Genomic DNA, 16952 nt, shown 5'->3' on the forward strand with positions numbered 1-16952 from the left:
TTATGCCGATTGTCAGCGAAGCAGAACTGCAGCGCCGCCGCCACGAAATCCTGGTCGGTGCGAGGCGCTGCTTCGCTGCACACGGATACGAAGGAGCAACGGTTCGGCTCCTCGAAGAAGCCACGGGGAAATCCCGTGGCGCCATCTTCCACCACTTTGGCGACAAAGAAAGCCTGTTCCTCGCGCTGGCGCGTGAAGACGCAGCCCGCGAGGCACAGGTTGTCGCCGAAAACGGTCTGGTAGAAGTGATGCGGGATATGCTCCAGGATCCCGACCGCCACGAATGGTTAGCGACAAGGCTGGAGATCACAAGGCTTTTGCGCACCGACGTATCGTTTCGCGCGCGTTGGATGGAACACCAGCAGGTCCTCGACGACGCCGTGCGTCAGCGACTGCAGACGACGAACCCTGACGTGGACGTCGATACGCTCGTAGTATTTCTCGAAACGTTTATGAGCGGATTTATCAATAGGCTTGCACTCGGCCAAACCGACGGGCTTGACCGAGTCCTCGACGTTGTCGAGCAAGCAGTTAGATCGAGCTGACCGCGCTGTCGCCGTCAATAAACTCCAGCGGATTACGCTTGGTAGGTAAGAATTGGCGGTCGACGACCTCAGTAATGACGTCGGCGACAAGCTCGCGCGAGGTAACTAGCTCCCCCGTTGGCTCATTCTCGCCGATAATCTCGATACCCCCGGCCGGTTCGTGGGTCAAGGTCGCAGGGCCAAGGACGAGGAAGTTCAGCTGGGAGTCAAACAGGCGATTATCAACGGCCTTCTTCGCCTCGACGTAGTCGTACCACGCCCCCTCAGACTCATCCGCGGTGTTGGTGCGGGCGCCGATGTAGGACACCATAACGTAGTCCGGGGCGTCGTCAAGAGACTCTAAAGCTTCGATGGTGCGCAGCGCGGCGTCGCGGTCGATGGCGAGGGTATCGCCCTTGCCTCCGGCTCCCGCGCTCCACACGACGGTGTCGAAGTTTTGAAATAGCTCCGTCCAGTCAGAGACCGAGAGCTCCGTGACGTCTCGGACTAGAGGGGTCGCGCCCAAGTCAGCGATTTCAGCCTCATGGTCCGGGTTGCGGAACAAGGAAGTAACCTTGTGTCCCTTATCGATGAGCTTCGGAGTGGCATGCAAAGCGACGTGGCCGTGGCCACCGATAATCAAAACGTTCTTCATGAAATCCACCCTAACAGTCTGAAACTGGGCTAGAATTTATGCATGTTTGCCATCATGACCGTCACCGGTGCCGACAAGGTCGGTATCATCGCCGCCGTAACTACCACTTTAGCCCAGCTTAACGTTAATATCCACAACGTCTCCCAGACGATTATGGACGGGCATTTCACCATGCTTCTCCGTGTGGAATTTGATGAAAATATTCATCCCATTGTGAATATCAAGGAAGAGATGCACCCGGTTGAGGAACGAATGGAAGTGTCCATCCGTGTCCAGTCCGAGGCCATCTTCAACGCTATGACTGAGGTATAGACCATGGACTTCAATATCAAGGCGGAGTCGATCCTTGACACCATCGAGATGATCGAAAAATACCGCCTAGACATCCGCACCGTCACCATGGGCGTGTCTTTGCTGGACTGCCGAACGCCACAGCAGGTCTACGAACGCGTCGTCGGCCGAGCCCGAGACCTGGTCAGTGTCTGCGAGGGGATCGAAGCCGAGCTCGGCATCCCGATCGTCAACAAGCGCATCTCGGTCACCCCTATCGCCATCATCTCCGACGACGAACCGCTCCTCTACGCCCGCGCGCTTGACCGAGCAGCGAAAGAAGTAGGAGTGAACTTCATCGGTGGGTACTCAGCGTTAGTTGAAAAGGGCGCGTCCGAGGCCGACCGACGGCTTATTTCATCCATCCCTGAGGCGCTCAACACCACTGATATCGTCTGCTCCTCCGTGAACGTGGCCACCTCACGCGCGGGTATCAACATGGATGCAGTGGCCACCATGGGCCAATTAGTCAAGGACGCAGCCGAAGGTTCTGTGATAGCCCCGGCAAAACTCGTCGTCTTCGCCAATGCCGTGGGCGACAACCCGTTCATGGCGGGAGCGTTCTTCGGTGTCGAAGAGCCAGATTGCGTGGTCTCGGTCGGTGTGTCAGGACCGGGCGTGGTGGACCGCGCCGTCGGCACGCTAGAAGGCGCCAGCCTCAACGAGGTCGCAGAAGAAATCAAAAAGGCGGCTTTTAAGATCACCCGCGCCGGCCAGCTCGTAGGCAACATGGCCGCGGAGCGCCTCGGAGTGCCGTTTGGCATCGTGGACCTGTCCCTGGCACCTACCGCCGAGGTCGGCGATTCAGTGGCGCACATCCTTGAGCGCATGGGCTTGGACCAGGTCGGAACCCACGGCACCACCGCAGCGCTGGCGTTGCTTAACGACGCCGTCAAAAAGGGCGGCATGATGGCGTGCTCGCGCGTTGGTGGGCTGTCGGGCTCGTTCATCCCGGTTTCCGAGGATAAGGGCATGATCGACGCAGTACGAGCAGGCACCATCACGATGGACAAGCTCGAGGCCATGACGTCCATCTGTTCAGTTGGATTCGACATGATCGCCCTGCCCGGGCAGACTTCTCCACAGACCATCGCGGGCATGATTGCGGACGAGGCGGCAATTGGTGTAATGAACCATAAAACCACCGCCACGCGTGTCATCCCAGTTCCGGGTAAAGGGCCAGGTGAAGAGGTCAATTTCGGCGGCCTGCTGGGGTATGCGCCGATCATCGATGTAAACCAGGTAAGCAACGACAAATTCATCGCACGAGGCGGATTCATCCCCGCGCCAGTACACGGGTTCCGTAACTAGCAGCGGAGTTATCCACAGGCCGGGAACAGGTCTGTTGCGGAGCCGTGCGGTGCGGTTGAATCGGACGCATGGACATCAGTCAGCTTCTCACCGCGTACACCCGCCAAGGCCTGGCAATAGCGCACCACGCTCTAGCCCACGGCCTCGACGGGTTAGACGTGGCGGGAAGCACCAAACGGCAACTCATGTCGATTGGGCGAGAATTCTACGGACCATGTCGAGAGAAACGGCTGCGGGCCCAGGTAGTGGAACTCGCCGGGGATTTTTCGGTTGACCGACTCTCCGTCATTGTCAAATACCCGAACCAGCTGCGCAAAGGCGCTGCCATGACGCCCTGGGAGCTGCGGGTAGAGCTCGCGGAGCGGACGGAGGGCGTCGATAAGCTTGCTGCGTATGCCATACAACGGGTCCGTGAGCTCAATGCCACGGCCGGTACACGAGCGCCACGCTCGCTCGTGATCGCGCACCAGCCGGACGCGACAGGACGTCGCACGGCATTGCTCAAGCTACCGGCGGAAGAAATGGCGGCGTTTGAACGCACACTTCGCTCGATGATCCGCGGGCAGGGAACCTTGCCCGAGGACATCGCAATGGGAGACGCGGCGTGGGCGCTACTCACCACCGGGGCCGGCGTGGAAACGCGCGGCCTCGAGCCCACAGTGCTGATCAAGGCCGAGGACCTCATCGGATGTGGCGATGGATGGCTGCAAGCAACAGACGGCACACGCCTGCGAGCGGCTGAGTACATGAGGGCCCAGCTCGGTCGCCACGGATGGGCGCTGCTGTACGATGCGAACACCCAACCCGTCGACTTGTGGCGGACCCAACGGCTTGCTAACGAAAAACAACGCCAAATTATCGCGGCAGATCAAGGAACCTGTGCCTGGCCCGGATGCAACCGCAACGCACTCTACGGCCAAGCACACCACGTCACAGCGTGGGAAGATGGCGGAAACACCAACCAGGCGAACCTCATGGGACTATGCGGGCCGCACAACGCAATGAATGGCCGCAACGGCCGCGGCACAATGGAGAGAGGACCGCAAGGTGAAACAATGTGGAAACCGCCAGATGGTGGGCAGCCACTAGATACGACGAATCAAGACTTCGGAAGAGCGTGGGCGCTACGCCAACTCGACGATGTCTAGGTAGTCGTCGCTCCAAAGATCCTCGTCCCCGTCCGGCATGATGATGACGCGCTCGGGCTCGAGGGCCTTCACTGCGCCCGGATCGTGGGTCACGAGCACCACGGCGCCAGAATAGGTACGAAGGGCGTCGAGGACCTGTTCACGAGACATAGGGTCAAGGTTGTTGGTCGGTTCGTCAAGCAACAAAACATTGGCGCGTGAAGATACAAGGGTCGCGAGAGCGAGGCGCGTCTTTTCACCGCCTGACAAGGTCCCAGCCGGCTGCTCCAACTTGTCGCCGGAGAACATGAACGCGCCCAAGAGAGATCGGAGATCCTGTTCATTCGCGTCAGGGCACGCCGAAATGGTGTTCTCCCACACGGTCCGGCCGCCGTCAATCGTGTCGTGCTCCTGCGCGAAATAGCCAATCTTCAGACCATGTCCGGAGACGATACCACCCTCACCGTCGGTGCGTTCCACCCCAGCAAGCAGCTTCAACAGCGTCGTCTTACCTGCGCCGTTATATCCCAGCACGACGACACGCGAGCCTTTGTCGATGGCTAAATCCACGCCGGCGAATACTTCCAGTGAGCCGTACATCTTAGTCAGCCCCTTAGCAAACATCGGTGTCTTACCACACGGTGCCGGCTCGGGGAAAGAGATAGAAGCGACCTTGTCAGCAGTGCGGACTTCATCAAGCTGGCTCATCATTCGGTCGGCACGCGCCAGCATTTGCTTTGCCGCGGCCGCCTTAGTTGCCTTTGCACCCAACTTCGCCGCTTGCTTTTGCAAAGCAGACGCCTTCTTTTCCGCATTCGCCCGTTCCCGGCGACGCCGAGCTTCGTCCGTGGCACGAGCGTCGAGGTATTTCTTGTACCCCATGTTGTATACGTCTGCTTCGGCTCGTACTGCGTCCAGGAACCATACCTTGTTACATACCGCTTCGAGCAGCTCAACGTCGTGGGAGATCATGATCAGGCCGCCCTCGTGCTTGGGTAAGAATCCGCGGAGCCAGGTAATGGAATCAGCGTCGAGGTGGTTGGTGGGCTCGTCCAACAGCAGGGTTGTTTGAGACTTGCCCGAGCCTGCCGACGCCGCAAACAGAATCTGTGCCAGCTCCACACGACGTCGCTGACCGCCCGAGAGGGTCCCCAGCTTCTGGTCCAGCACTCGCTGCGGCAGGCCGAGGTTGTCGCAGATTTGCGCTGCCTCTGAATCTGCCTCGTACCCACCTAAGGCCTGATACCGTTCCTCCAACTTGGAAAACTTCACGATGGCCTTGTCCTGTGTTTCTGGGTCCTCCATCAGCCGTTGCTGTTTGGACATCGACCGGCGAATTTCATCTAACCCGCGGGCCGACAGCACGCGTTCGCGTGCCGTTTGCTCTAGGTTGCCTTCTTTACTGTCCTGCGGCAGGTAGCCGATAGGCCCAGACCTAGTCACAGACCCGCCGTAGGGCTCGGTCTCCCCCGCCAAGATTCGCATCGTCGTCGTTTTTCCAGCGCCATTGCGCCCGACTAGACCAATCCGGTCCCCCGGTTGGACTCGCAGGTGGTTTCCGGGGGCGTCGAGAAGCGTGTGTGCGCCAACGCGCACTTCAAAATCTTGGGTGACAATCACGGGCGTTTAGTCTATACCGCGAAGCCCAAGGCCCGAAGTTGCTCCCTGCCTTCTTCAGTGATCATGTGTGGGCCCCACGGCGGCATCCACACCCAGTTCAGTTCCAGTTCATCGACCGAGGTATTTCCCACGACTGCGTCTTCCGCCTGCTCAGCAAGCACGTCGGTGAGCGGGCATGCGGGCGAGGTCAAGGTCATGTTGATGACGCACACGGTGCGACCGTCACGGTCCTCCACCCAGATGTCGTACACCAAGCCGAGGTCTACGACGTTAATCCCCAACTCGGGGTCGATAACATCGCGCATGAACTCGCGGGCGTCGAAGGCCAGCTTTTCCTGTTCCTCAGTCATGGTCGGACGCTCTTTGGCGCCGTCGTAGTGTGAGTTTTCGTTTTGGTATGGTTCAGTCATTTCTTCTCCAATGTATTCAGCGCGTCTGCCGCGGCGGCTTGGTAGGCTTTCCAGCCCAGTAACGCGCATTTGACACGCGCAGGGAACTTGGCGACGCCCGCGAATGCCACGCCGTCGCCAATCACCTCTGGGTCGCCTTCGACGTCGCCCCTTGAGGTCACCATCGTCTCAAACTCGTCGAGTTTGGCTTTAGCCTCAGACATGGTCAGACCGATGAGCTCCTCCGCCATCACCGACGTAGACGCCTGAGAGATGGAGCACCCTTCGGCTTCGTACGAGATGTCTTCGATGGTGTTGGCCTCGGGGTTGATTTGTACGCGCAGGGTCAGCTCGTCTCCGCACGAGGGGTTTACGTGATGCACTTCGGCATTGAACGGGTCCCGCAGGCCGGAGTGCTGGGGGTTTTTGTAGTGGTCCAGGATCACTTCCTGGTACATGGATTCTAGGTTCACTTATGCGACTCCAAAGAACTCTCGCGCGTGGATGATGGCGTTGACCAGTGCATCCACTTCTTCACGGGTGTTGTAAAGATAGAAGCTGGCGCGCGCGGTGGATTGGACTCCCAAGGTGCGATGGATGGGCCATGCACAATGGTGCCCTACTCGAATACAGACGCCTTCGTTGTCCAACACCTGTCCGAGATCGTGGGGATGGATTCCGTCCACGACGAAGGACAAGGCTGCTCCGCGTTCTTCGGCTGTCTCCGGGCCTACAATGCGCAGCCCTGGGATCTCTGCAAATTTGTCGAGTGCATAGGCGGCAAGTTCCTGCTCATGGGCATGGATGTTTTCCATACCAACCTTGTTCAAGAATCGCACAGCGGCCCCAAGTCCGACGACTTGCGACGTCATCTGGGTACCGGCCTCAAAACGTTGCGGTGGAGCGGCGAAAGTCGTGCCTTCCATCTTCACAACCTCAATCATGGACCCACCGGTCAAGAACGGTGGTAAGTCCGCGAGCAAGTCAGCCTTGCCGTACAGCACGCCAACTCCGGACGGGCCGCACATTTTATGCCCGGAAAATGCTGCGAAGTCGACGTCCAACGCGTGGAAGTTCACGGGCATGTGCGGTACCGACTGACATGCGTCCAAGACCACCATCGCCCCTACCTCGCGCGCGCGTCGTACTAGGTCTGAGACCGGCGCCACTGCACCTGTCACGTTTGATTGATGCGTAAACGCCACGACCTTGACGGTTTCATCTAGTACGAGCGAATCAAGGTCGATGCGTCCGTCTTCCGTGGCCTTGTACCATTTGAGCGTTGCCCCGGTCCGACGACACAGTTCCTGCCACGGCACTAAGTTGGCGTGGTGTTCCAGCTCAGTGACCACGACGGTGTCGCCCTCCGTCACTTTTCCTGCGTCGCCAAGAACGTAGGCCACTTCGTTGATGGCTTCGGTCGCGTTTTTGGTGAACGCGATTTCTTGCTCATCAGCTCCTACGAACGCCGCTATGTCCTCGCGGGCCTGTTCGTAGGCGTCGGTGGCTTCCTCGGCGAGCTGGTACGCCCCGCGGTGCACGGGGGCGAAGCTTTCGAGGACGAAGTCTTGCTCTGCCTGCCACACTTCGCGTGGCCGTTGCGAGGTCGCCCCAGAGTCGAGATATACCAGGGGCTTTTCACCGCGGACGGTGCGCTGCAAGATGGGAAATTCGGCGCGGATTGCGTCTACATCCATGTAGATTACCTGCCTTACTTAGAGGAACTGGTCGTAGCCGTCTGCCTCGAGCCTGTCGGCGAGTTCTGCACCGCCGGTGGTCACGATCTGACCGTTGGCAAACACGTGGACGAAGTCCGGGGTGACGTAGTTGAGGATGCGCTTGTAGTGGGTGATCATGAGGATGCCGCCGCCAGTCTCGTCCTGGTAGCGGTTGATGCCGTCGGAGACGACGCGTAGGGCATCAACGTCCAAACCGGAGTCAGTCTCGTCCATGACGGCGAACTTGGGCTTGAGCAGGTCGAGCTGCATGACCTCGTGGCGCTTCTTCTCGCCACCGGAGAAGCCTTCGTTGACCGAGCGCTCGGTGAAGGACTTATCGATCTGCAGGTTTTCGCGTGCGCCGTTGAACTCGGAGACCCATTCGCGCAGTTTCGGTGCTTCACCGCGCACGGCGGTCACTGCGGAGCGCAGGAAGTTGGACATGGAGACGCCAGGCACCTCGGTCGGGTACTGCATGGCCAGGAAAAGGCCTGCGCGGGCCCGCTCGTCTACTTCCATGTCCAGGATGTTCTCGCCGTCGAGAAGCACCTCACCGGAGGTGACTTCGTACTTAGGATGGCCGGACAGAGTGTAGGCCAGAGTGGACTTGCCGGAGCCGTTAGGTCCCATGATGGCGTGAGTCTCACCGGATTTGATGGTGAGGTTGACGCCCTTGAGGATTTCCTTGGGCTCAGAGTTTTCGTCGGAGGGGAGGACCTGCGCGTGAAGGTTCTTGATTTCTAGGGTTGACATGTGTGGGTTCTTCACTTTCTCGTTTCTAGGCGGTTACTTTGGCGAGTTCTGCTGCGACTCGGTCTTCGAGTTCTTCGCGGAGGGACTCGATCGGGATGCGGGAGATCACTTCGGAGAAGAAGCCGCGAATGATGAGTCGACGGGCTTCGGCTTCTGGGATGCCGCGGGACATGAGGTAGTAGACCTGCAGGTCGTCAAAGCGTCCGACCGTGGCGGCGTGGCCGGCCCCGACGATCTCGCCGGTTTCGATCTCGAGGTTTGGAATCGCGTCGGCGCGGGCGCCTTCGGATAGGACGAGGTTGCGGTTGACTTCGTACGTGTCGGTGCCTTGTGCACCGGAACGGATGAGCACGTCGCCTACCCAGCAGGTGCGAGCACCTTCGCCTTGGAGCGCGCCCTTGTACATGACGTTGGAGCGGCAGTTGGCCACCGAGTGGTCCACGAGCAATCGATTTTCAAAGTACTGGCCTGCGTCGGCGAAGTAGACGCCGAGCATTTCCGCGTCGCCGCCGCCCGCGGTGTAGTTGACGCGCGGCACGATGCGGACGATTTCGCCGCCAAAGACTGCAACGTTGTGGCGCAGGACCGCGTCCTTGCCCAGCTGGGCGATCTGATTGGACAGGTGCACGGCGTCGTTGTTCCACGCCGCGTCGACGACGACGGTGAGGTGGGCGCCTTCGCCCACGATGAATTCGACGTTGTCCGCATGAGTACCGGAGCCGACGTACTTGAGCACGACGGTGGCCTCGGCGTGGTGCTCGAGCTCCACGACGGTCGCGCCGAACGAGGTCACACCGTCGCCCTTACCGGTGATGGTGACGGTGACGGCGTCGGTCAGCGCCGCGTTGGCAGGAATGGAGACGTACTGGGCACTGGGCATGGAGGTCCAGGCCTGCGCTGCCACGCGATCGACGGGGGCACCGGCGCGGCCCAAGCGGGCGTCGCCAGGCTGGAGTGTCTCGACGGTCACGTTTGCCGGGGCGTCGACAGTAACGTCCTGTTCCACGGCCTCGGCGAATTCACCGTTGTGGAGGCCGCGGAGGTTGCGCAGGGAGATAAAGCGCCAGACTTCGTCGCGGCCGCCGGGGATCGGAAAGTCGTCGACGTTGAACGAGGTGAAGGCGTCACCCTTGGTGGGGTTGGCCTGTACTTCATTGGAGTTGACCATGGTGTTTAGCCGACCGATCCTTCCATTTGCAGTTCGATGAGACGGTTGAGCTCGAGGGCGTATTCCATCGGGAGCTCCTTGGCGATGGGCTCGACGAAGCCACGGACGATCATGGCCATGGCCTCCTCTTCGGCGATGCCGCGAGACATGAGGTAGAACAGCTGCTCCTCGGACACCTGCGAGACGGTGGCTTCGTGGCCGAGCGTCACGTATTCGTTACGAATGTCGTTGTACGGGTATGTGTCCGAACGCGAGATGTTGTCCACGAGCAGGGCGTCGCATTCGACGTTGGAGGTGGAGTGGTGCGCGTTGGCGTTGACCTGCACCAGGCCACGGTAGGCTGCGCGTCCGCCGCCGCGGGCTACGGACTTGGACACGATGTTGGAGGAGGTGTAGGGCGCCATGTGGGTCATCTTCGCGCCGGTGTCCTGGAACTGGCCTTCGCCGGCGAAGGCCACGGAAAGAACTTCTCCCTTAGCGTGTGGGCCGGTCATCCATACGGCCGGGTACTTCATGGTGACCTTGGAGCCGATGTTGCCATCAACCCATTCCATGGTGGCGCCCTCTTCGCACTTGGTGCGCTTGGTCACGAGGTTGTAGACGTTGTTGGACCAGTTTTGGATGGTCGTGTAGCGGCAGCGTCCGCCCTTCTTAACGATGATCTCCACGACGGCGGAGTGCAACGAGTCGGACTTGTAGATCGGCGCGGTGCAGCCTTCGACGTAGTGCACGTAGGCGTCCTCATCGACGACGATGAGGGTGCGCTCGAACTGGCCCATGTTCTCGGTGTTAATGCGGAAGTACGCCTGCAGTGGGATGTCCACGTGGACGCCCTTGGGAACGTAGATGAAAGAGCCACCGGACCATACGGCAGAGTTCAGCGCGGAGAACTTGTTGTCGCCGGCTGGGATAACGGTGCCGAAGTATTCCTTGAACAGCTCTTCGTGCTCCCGCAGTGCGGTATCGGTGTCAACGAAGATGACGCCCTTGGATTCCAGGTCCTCGCGGATCTGGTGGTAGACCACCTCGGACTCGTACTGAGCTGCCACACCTGCGACCAAACGCTGCTTCTCCGCCTCGGGGATACCCAGCTTGTCGTAAGTTTCCTTGATGTCCTCGGGGAGGTCTTCCCAGCTCTCGGCCTGCTTCTCGGTGGAGCGGACGAAGTACTTAATGTTGTCGAAGTCGATGTCGGACAAGTCCGCGCCCCAGGTAGGCATAGGCTTCTTGTCAAAGATGCTCAGGGCCTTGAGGCGCTGGTTGAGCATCCACTCCGGCTCGTTCTTCTTCGCGGAGATGTCGCGAACGACGTCCTCGTTGAGGCCTCGCTGTGCTGCGGCGCCAGCCGCGTCGGAATCGTGCCAGCCGTACCCGTATGCACCGATGGACTCGATGATTTCGTCATCAGTCATCGGCTTTTGTGCCTGGGTCATGACTTGCTCCTCTCGTAATAACGTTTATTGGAATGTTCGTCGTACAGATGCCGTGGCCGTCGGCGATGGTGGCCAGTGGTTGAACGTGTTGCCCCAACAGCGAGGATATGACCTCTTGTTCGGCTTCGCAGAGCTCCGGATGTTCCGCAGCTACATGCGCTACGGGGCAATGGTGCTGGCAGATTTGGACGCCAGTGCCCGCATTATTCACGGTGGCGGCGTAGCCCGCCTCGTCCAGTGCCTTGGCGACGTCCTCAGGGCTGACGTTGTCCGTCTCGATTCCGGCAACGATGCGCTCCATGCGGGCGCGGGCAAAGGTCTTGACTGCCTCGCTTCCCCCGGCTTCTCGGAGCGCATTGAGGGCGTCGCTAGCGAGCAAGTCGTAGGCGTGTCCGAACTGCGCCCTTCCGGAGTCGGTGAGCCGGAAGTACTTCGCTGGTCTGCCACGTCCTTCTGGTCGGCGGTGCAGGATTTCCGCAAGCCCTTCTTCTACAAGGATATCGAGGTGGCGTCGAATGCCCGCCGCGGACAACCCCAGTTTGGAGCTTAAGTCCGTGGCGGTAATCGGGCCTTCCTTCAGAAGAAGTGCCATCACCTCGCTTCGGGTATCCCCTTCCACTGGTGTCCACCTCCTTGGTGCGAAATCTCTGTACGCCTTTACACAACACTAGTGTTCCGTAAATCATTCCGCACGATCGGGGGGCTAGACTCGATTCTCGTGAATTCCCTCCTGCGTCGTCTCCTGTCCGAAGCCCCGTCCTTCGGCAAGGCTACCCAGCTCCACACGGACGCCCCCGCGACCCCGGCCCCGGAGCGGGCGCGCCAGCTCCATGACGTCTTTCACCTGCGCTGGTTAGGAACGATCGGTAGCATCTTAATTCTCGTCGGCGCGTTGGGCGCCGGTGCCTTACCGGTGGTCAACAACCCTTATTTCGATGTGCCGGGTGGCGCACTGTTTTCCCGCATGCTGCACACCTCGACCGCTATGGTCTTCGTGGGGGTCGGATTCCTCGTCGTCGCCTGGATGTTATTGGCCCCTCATGTGGGGGCACCACTGCGCAAGAACGCGGCCCTTCACAGTATCTCCGTTCCACAACTGTGGCGGATCTGGCTCAGTTGGGTCATCCCCTTAGTCTTCGCCGCGCCCCTATTTACCCAAGACATCTACTCGTACCTCGCTCAGGGATCGGTCGTCGCGCATGGCATGGACCCCTATGCCGCGGGTCCGGTGGAACTCCTAGGCGCCGACAACGACCTCGCTCGCTCCGTACCGTTCATTTGGGCCAACTCCCCGTCCCCTTACGGACCGGTCGCCCTCGGGATCGCCGCCGCGATTAGCCGCGTGACGGGCGATTCCATTCTGTGGGGTGTACTCCTGCATCGGCTGTGCGCCTTGCTTGCCCTGGTCGGCGCCGGCTGGGCTATCACTCACCTGGCTCGCCGCTGCCGCGTGCAGCCGGTCGCCGCGCTCTGGCTGGGCCTGCTCAACCCACTGACCCTCCTCCACCTTGTCGGAGGCATCCACAACGAATCCGTGCTCCTCGGACTTCTTTTAGTCGGACTTGAGCTTGGCCTGCGTGGCAAGTGGTCACTGTTCCTGGTATCGGGTGCACTAATTGCGTGCGCCGGTGCGGTCAAGGTCACCGGATTCATCGCGCTTGGTTTCACCGGCATGGCCTTGGCTCGCGAACTTCGCACCCGCACTCGCTGGGCTATCCCTATCGCGATTTTCGTCCAGTTAGCAATCCTCTTTGTCACCCTTGCCGCAGTGACCTGGCTGACCGGAATCCCCTTGGGATGGGTTTCCGGTCAAGGTGGCGCCGTCACGGTCCGTTCGTGGCTTTCTTCCAGCACGGCCATTGGCGTCGGCGCGGGTTCCATCGGCATGCTCCTCGGACTAGGAGATCACACCGAAGCCATGCTCACCCTCACGCGCGGTGCTGGGGTGGCTGTGGCCGGCGTATTCATGGTCTACATGCTCTGGAACACCTACAAGGACCGGATACACCCCGTCGGTGCGTTGGGAGTCTCGACCTTGGTCTTGGTCGTGTTGTTCCCAGTAGTCCACCCCTGGTACATACTCTGGGCTGTTCTCCCGTTGTCTGCCTGGGCCAACCGCCTGTTCTTTCGTGTACCAGTCGTGGCCTATTCCGCGTTCATGGCCTTTGTGGTCCTCCCCCGTGGCTCGAGCTTGCCCCCATCAAGCGTCGTCGTGGTGTATGCGTTAACTGTGGTGTTCTTGTTGGCTACACTGGCCGTGGCGTTACTGTATTGGCGCCGTTCTGGCCTACACTAGACACTTGTGAGTGAAACAAGTGCACTGCTGTGCGAAGGGGTAAGCAAGTCCTTCGGTTCAACGACCGCAGTGGACAACATCTCCTTCCATGTCGACTATGGCGAAACGCTGTGTTTGCTCGGCCCCAACGGCGCGGGTAAAACCACGACCATCGAGATGTGTGAAGGATTCCTCACCCCGACCTCTGGATCCATCCGCGTCGTCGGTATGGATCCTTCTCGCCACCCGGACGCCGTGCGGGCGCGCATCGGCATTATGTTGCAGGGTGGTGGTTCTTATTCTGGTATTAGCGCTCGTGACATGCTGCGGCTCAGCGCGAGCTACAACGAGAATCCCTTGGACCCGGAGTGGCTTCTCGACGTCCTGGGCCTCCAGGGCGTTGCGCGCACCAGCTACCGTCGTTTGTCTGGGGGCCAAAAACAAAGGCTTTCGTTGGCAGTCGCGATCGTCGGCAAGCCTGAATTAGTGTTCCTGGACGAGCCAACCGCTGGGATGGACGCTCAGTCCCGCATTGCGGTGTGGGAATTGGTGTCAGCTCTCAAGTCGGACGGGGTTGCCGTGGTGCTCACTACTCACCTCATGGATGAAGCTGAGGCATTAGCGGACCGCGTCATCATCATGGACCACGGTTCTCTTGTCGCTGAGGGCACTCCCGGAAGTCTAATGGCAAACCACCGGGCAGACACCATCAAAGTGGTGACCTCGCACCCGGTGCACGCTGCGGAATTCCTTGATGCCACGGGCATGGAATTGGAGAGCAGCCGACCTCTGCACTATTCCATTCACATCGAGCCCACCCCCGCGGCCGTCGCGAAGATATCGCGTGCGCTTGCCGCACAGGACGTTTTGGCATTACGCCTGGATACCGCGCGCAGCAATCTCGAGGACGTATTTCTTGACCTCACCGGTCGCCACCTAAGGAGCTAACAATGACCTTTGACCCCGGCACCTTCGCGCCGGCCCCGCGCCGCGTGGGCCCACAGGCGATGGCGTGGGCGCAAGGCAAGATTGAGGCCAAGCTCATGCTGCGCCACGGCGAGCAGCAACTGTTATCCCTCATTATTCCGCTGGCCATTTTGGTGGTCGCGGCACGCTTTCCGGGGGTGGCCTCCCTCCAGGAGGTTTTCCCCATGGTGTTGGCTGTCGCGGCTACGAGCTCTGGGTTCACCGGCCAGGCAATCTCGCTGTCCTTCGACCGCCGTTACGGCGCGTTGAAGCGCACCGGCGCATCAGGGGTGCCCACGTGGGCGATTATCGCCGGCAAGATCATCGGGGTCATGGCGATGGTGGCGCTGCAGGTCGTCATTCTGGGCGGCGTCGCGCTTCTCCTTGGCTTCCACACGTCGGTGTTGGGGGCATTGCTGGGACTTATTACCCTTCTCGTAGGAGTCGCTGCGTTTACGGCGCTGGGGCTGCTGATCGGCGGTTACCTGCGTTCGGAAGTGGTCTTGGCCTTGGCTAACCTCATATGGTTTGTACTTCTCGGAGCAGTAGGCTGGGTGTTGTACTCCCAAGGTTTGGGGGCCAACGGCTGGTGGAATGCAGTTCCCACTGTAGCGTTGGCGGGCGGACTCACTGAGGCGTTCGCCGGATGGTTCCCGAATACTCAGTTGATCAGCCTGCTGGGCTGGCTACTTGTCGGAGCGGGCGGCGCCACCGCCTGGTTCCGTTACGACGGATAGTTTTCCTTCTCAATTTTATAGATCAGGAGTTTTCTCATGGCAGAGCAAAAGGTCAGCCTGAGAACACAGCGCCTCGTGGCGTTGCTGTTGCTCATTTCGCAGGCTGGCATCACTATCACCGGCGCCGTTGTGCGCGTCACCGGCTCCGGCCTGGGCTGTGTGACGTGGCCGGAATGCCACCCCGGTTCCTTGGTTCCGCAGGCAGGTGCGGCACCGGCTATCCACCAGGCCATCGAATTCGGTAACCGACTCCTGACCTTCGTCGTCATCGCTACTTCTGCTGCGGCCATCATCGCGATGCACCGTGCGCACCGCCGCAAAGAACTCAAGATGTACGCCTGGGTTTCCATGGGGCTCGTTATTCTCCAGGCGTTGATCGGCGCCGCCTCTGTCTTGCTAGACCTGCGCTGGTGGTCGGTGGCCCTGCACTTCTTGCCGTCTATGATTCTTGTCTGGGTCGCCGCAATGCTCTATGTTCGCGTCCTCGACCCCGATGATGGCACCCCTACCCATATCATTCCGCAGTCTGCGCGCATGACTGGGCTCATTGCGGCTATTGCGCTGGCCGTTGTTCTGATGACGGGCACGATGGTGACCGGCTCAGGCCCGCACTCTGGCGACGAGGGCGTGGGCATGGAGGGCCGCTTGGAGGTCAATACCGAATACATGGCGGTCGGTCACGCAATGTGCATGTACGTCTATTTGGCGCTGACGATTATTACCCTTTGGCTGCTGTACACGAACAAGGCCCCACGAGTCACTCTTCGCGCCGGTTGGGTCCTCATCGGCGTCATCATCGTGCAATGGGCGATCGGTGTGTTCCAGTTTTACCAGGGCGTTCCCCGCTGGACGGTGCCGTTCCACGTGGGCATGTCGGCTGTAGTGACCGCGTACACGGCATTCCTTTACGCCCACGGGCGCAAGCGACTAAAAGAAGACGCTCCCGAGCGGCTCCCAGCCGAGCACGGCGTCCACTGAAAGGCCAATAAACAACACTGAAAGATAGTTGTTGGAGTAAATGAACAGGCGCATCGGCTTGACCGGTACGCCTTTCTTTACGCCCTGGTGCAGATTCCACGCCATGATGAGGAAAATGGCACCGGAGACGACTGCGGCCACGAGGTAAATCCAGCTCGCGGCCGGGATGATGGCGAAAGAGGTCAGCAGGGTGCCCACGGTGTACCACAGGATCTGGCGGGTGACCTCGTGCTCTTCCGCCACAACCGGGAGCATCGGCACGCCGGCCTTGCGGTAATCTTCCTTGTACTTCATGGCCAGCGCCCAGGTGTGCGGCGGGGTCCAGAAGAAGATGATGAGGAACAAAACGACGGCCTGCCACCAGTTGTCCGGCTCGTCCGCCGGGGCGTTGTCGCGGATAACAGCCCAGCCCACCATCGCCGGCATACACCCGGCTAGGCCACCCCACACGATGTTCTGGGTGGTGCGCATCTTCAGCCACTTGGAGTAGACGAAGACGTAAAAGGCGTTGGTGATGATGATAAACAGCGCTGCTAACCAGGAGTTCGTGAGGAAGATCATCCACAACACGGACAATGTCAGCAGCGACCACGCGAAGATGGTGGCGGAACGCTTCGAAATCTTCGAACGCACCAGTGGTCGAGCGCGGGTTCGCTGCATCTTCTGGTCGAGGTCGTAGTCCACGACCATGTTGAAGGTATGTGCGGCCGCGGCCCCCATCCAACCACCGAAAATGGTCGCGATGATGAGCCAAATATTATCCGCGACGGCTTCCACGCCACGCTGTGCTTGGAGCATGGCCGGAATTGCGGCGACTAACAGGAGCTCGATGATCCTTGGTTTCGTCAACGCGAAATAGGCCTTGATTGTCTCCAAGGAATATTCCTCCAGCCAGGTTCTCGAAACTAAAAAGGTGGCGCCAGATGACGCCAGACATGGCCAGTGTACAAGCTCCTACCCCCAAACCG

Annotated in this window: 18 protein-coding genes; 8 read left to right on the forward strand and 10 right to left on the reverse strand. The window is 60.0% G+C overall.

From position 1 onward, the window contains the following. Positions 1-2 precede the first annotated feature (2 nt). Positions 3-545 carry a TetR/AcrR family transcriptional regulator gene (locus H0194_RS00460; RefSeq protein WP_185175958.1) on the forward strand — a complete coding sequence of 181 codons (543 nt, stop codon included), beginning with the start codon at positions 3-5 and terminating at the stop codon, positions 543-545. Here the strand turns inward: H0194_RS00460 and H0194_RS00465 are convergent. Continuing rightward, positions 532-1179: an NAD(P)H-binding protein gene (locus H0194_RS00465; protein WP_185175959.1), complete on the reverse strand. Its 648-nt coding sequence runs from the start codon at positions 1177-1179 to the stop codon at positions 532-534. The two genes, H0194_RS00460 and H0194_RS00465, sit on opposite strands and share 14 nt — an antisense overlap. 42 nt (positions 1180-1221) lie before the next feature. Here H0194_RS00465 and H0194_RS00470 point away from each other — a divergent pair, with 42 nt between their 5' ends. The 3 genes from H0194_RS00470 to H0194_RS00480 all read left to right on the forward strand — a co-directional run bounded on the left by H0194_RS00470 (position 1222) and on the right by H0194_RS00480 (position 3968). Then, entirely contained in the window at positions 1222-1491 is a 270-nt protein-coding gene (locus tag H0194_RS00470) for an ACT domain-containing protein (RefSeq protein WP_185175960.1), read from the forward strand. Positions 1492-1494: 3 nt separating this feature from the next. Beyond that, complete coding sequence (locus tag H0194_RS00475) at positions 1495-2820, forward strand: PFL family protein (protein WP_185175961.1); 1326 nt, start codon at positions 1495-1497, stop codon at positions 2818-2820. A 68-nt stretch (positions 2821-2888) separates the two neighbouring features. Next, on the forward strand, positions 2889-3968 hold the full coding sequence (locus tag H0194_RS00480; protein WP_185175962.1) for an HNH endonuclease signature motif containing protein: 1080 nt from the start codon (positions 2889-2891) through the stop codon (positions 3966-3968). Here the strand turns inward: H0194_RS00480 and H0194_RS00485 are convergent. From H0194_RS00485 to H0194_RS00520, 8 genes are read right to left on the reverse strand one after another with little or no spacing between them, the layout of a single operon-like run. Continuing rightward, on the reverse strand, positions 3945-5567 hold the full coding sequence (locus tag H0194_RS00485; protein WP_185175963.1) for an ABC-F family ATP-binding cassette domain-containing protein: 1623 nt from the start codon (positions 5565-5567) through the stop codon (positions 3945-3947). The two genes, H0194_RS00480 and H0194_RS00485, sit on opposite strands and share 24 nt — an antisense overlap. 11 nt (positions 5568-5578) lie before the next feature. After that, positions 5579-5977, reverse strand: coding sequence for a metal-sulfur cluster assembly factor (locus tag H0194_RS00490; RefSeq protein WP_185175964.1), 399 nt, complete (start codon positions 5975-5977; stop codon positions 5579-5581). Continuing rightward, the gene (gene sufU, locus H0194_RS00495) at positions 5974-6429 is read right to left on the reverse strand and encodes a Fe-S cluster assembly sulfur transfer protein SufU (protein ID WP_185175965.1); all 456 of its coding nucleotides are present in this window, start codon (positions 6427-6429) and stop codon (positions 5974-5976) included. Before sufU ends, H0194_RS00490 begins: the two co-directional genes overlap by 4 nt. After that, on the reverse strand, positions 6430-7653 hold the full coding sequence (locus H0194_RS00500; protein ID WP_185175966.1) for a cysteine desulfurase: 1224 nt from the start codon (positions 7651-7653) through the stop codon (positions 6430-6432). It abuts the gene before it with no gap. A gap of 18 nt (positions 7654-7671) precedes the next feature. Further along, on the reverse strand, positions 7672-8427 hold the full coding sequence (sufC, locus tag H0194_RS00505; RefSeq protein WP_185175967.1) for a Fe-S cluster assembly ATPase SufC: 756 nt from the start codon (positions 8425-8427) through the stop codon (positions 7672-7674). 25 nt (positions 8428-8452) lie between these two features. Further along, complete coding sequence (gene sufD, locus H0194_RS00510) at positions 8453-9595, reverse strand: Fe-S cluster assembly protein SufD (protein WP_185175968.1); 1143 nt, start codon at positions 9593-9595, stop codon at positions 8453-8455. Between the two features lie 5 nt (positions 9596-9600). Beyond that, complete coding sequence (gene sufB, locus H0194_RS00515) at positions 9601-11028, reverse strand: Fe-S cluster assembly protein SufB (protein WP_281382552.1); 1428 nt, start codon at positions 11026-11028, stop codon at positions 9601-9603. Further along, positions 11000-11620: a helix-turn-helix transcriptional regulator gene (locus tag H0194_RS00520; RefSeq protein WP_185175969.1), complete on the reverse strand. Its 621-nt coding sequence runs from the start codon at positions 11618-11620 to the stop codon at positions 11000-11002. Before H0194_RS00520 ends, sufB begins: the two co-directional genes overlap by 29 nt. Positions 11621-11746: 126 nt before the next feature. On the opposite strand from H0194_RS00520, the gene mptB reads away from it, so the two are divergent. Genes mptB through H0194_RS00540 form a run of 4 tightly spaced genes read left to right on the forward strand, consistent with a single transcriptional unit; the run spans position 11747 to position 15984 of the window. Continuing rightward, a complete protein-coding gene (mptB, locus tag H0194_RS00525) occupies positions 11747-13324 on the forward strand; it encodes a polyprenol phosphomannose-dependent alpha 1,6 mannosyltransferase MptB (protein WP_246388947.1) in 1578 nt (525 codons plus the stop codon). 6 nt (positions 13325-13330) lie between these two features. Further along, complete coding sequence (locus tag H0194_RS00530; protein WP_185175971.1) at positions 13331-14251, forward strand: ABC transporter ATP-binding protein; 921 nt, start codon at positions 13331-13333, stop codon at positions 14249-14251. 2 nt (positions 14252-14253) lie between these two features. Then, positions 14254-15006, forward strand: coding sequence for an ABC transporter permease (locus H0194_RS00535; RefSeq protein WP_185175972.1), 753 nt, complete (start codon positions 14254-14256; stop codon positions 15004-15006). 36 nt (positions 15007-15042) lie between these two features. Then, positions 15043-15984, forward strand: coding sequence for a COX15/CtaA family protein (locus H0194_RS00540; RefSeq protein ID WP_185175973.1), 942 nt, complete (start codon positions 15043-15045; stop codon positions 15982-15984). Here the strand turns inward: H0194_RS00540 and H0194_RS00545 are convergent. After that, positions 15934-16860, reverse strand: a complete 927-nt coding sequence (locus H0194_RS00545) for a heme o synthase (RefSeq protein ID WP_185175974.1) — start codon at positions 16858-16860, stop codon at positions 15934-15936. The genes H0194_RS00540 and H0194_RS00545 overlap by 51 nt on opposite strands. Between the last annotated feature and the right edge of the window lie 92 nt (positions 16861-16952).

It is taken from the genome of Corynebacterium incognita, assembly GCF_014217255.1.
GTDB lineage: Bacteria > Actinomycetota > Actinomycetes > Mycobacteriales > Mycobacteriaceae > Corynebacterium > Corynebacterium incognitum.

Bases quoted from the DNA above. Each gene is read 5' to 3' on its own strand.
- H0194_RS00535 (WP_185175972.1), top strand. From the start codon at position 14,254: ATGACCTTTGACCCCGGCACCTTCGCGCCGGCCCCGCGCCGCGTGGGC.
- sufD (WP_185175968.1), bottom strand. From the start codon at position 9,595: ATGGTCAACTCCAATGAAGTACAGGCCAACCCCACCAAGGGTGACGCC.
- sufB (WP_281382552.1), bottom strand. From the start codon at position 11,028: ATGACCCAGGCACAAAAGCCGATGACTGATGACGAAATCATCGAGTCC.
- sufC (WP_185175967.1), bottom strand. From the start codon at position 8,427: ATGTCAACCCTAGAAATCAAGAACCTTCACGCGCAGGTCCTCCCCTCC.
- H0194_RS00465 (WP_185175959.1), bottom strand. From the start codon at position 1,179: ATGAAGAACGTTTTGATTATCGGTGGCCACGGCCACGTCGCTTTGCAT.
- H0194_RS00460 (WP_185175958.1), top strand. From the start codon at position 3: ATGCCGATTGTCAGCGAAGCAGAACTGCAGCGCCGCCGCCACGAAATC.
- H0194_RS00475 (WP_185175961.1), top strand. From the start codon at position 1,495: ATGGACTTCAATATCAAGGCGGAGTCGATCCTTGACACCATCGAGATG.
- H0194_RS00540 (WP_185175973.1), top strand. From the start codon at position 15,043: ATGGCAGAGCAAAAGGTCAGCCTGAGAACACAGCGCCTCGTGGCGTTG.
- H0194_RS00470 (WP_185175960.1), top strand. From the start codon at position 1,222: ATGTTTGCCATCATGACCGTCACCGGTGCCGACAAGGTCGGTATCATC.
- H0194_RS00520 (WP_185175969.1), bottom strand. From the start codon at position 11,620: ATGGCACTTCTTCTGAAGGAAGGCCCGATTACCGCCACGGACTTAAGC.
- H0194_RS00480 (WP_185175962.1), top strand. From the start codon at position 2,889: ATGGACATCAGTCAGCTTCTCACCGCGTACACCCGCCAAGGCCTGGCA.
- H0194_RS00490 (WP_185175964.1), bottom strand. From the start codon at position 5,977: ATGACTGAACCATACCAAAACGAAAACTCACACTACGACGGCGCCAAA.
- H0194_RS00500 (WP_185175966.1), bottom strand. From the start codon at position 7,653: ATGGATGTAGACGCAATCCGCGCCGAATTTCCCATCTTGCAGCGCACC.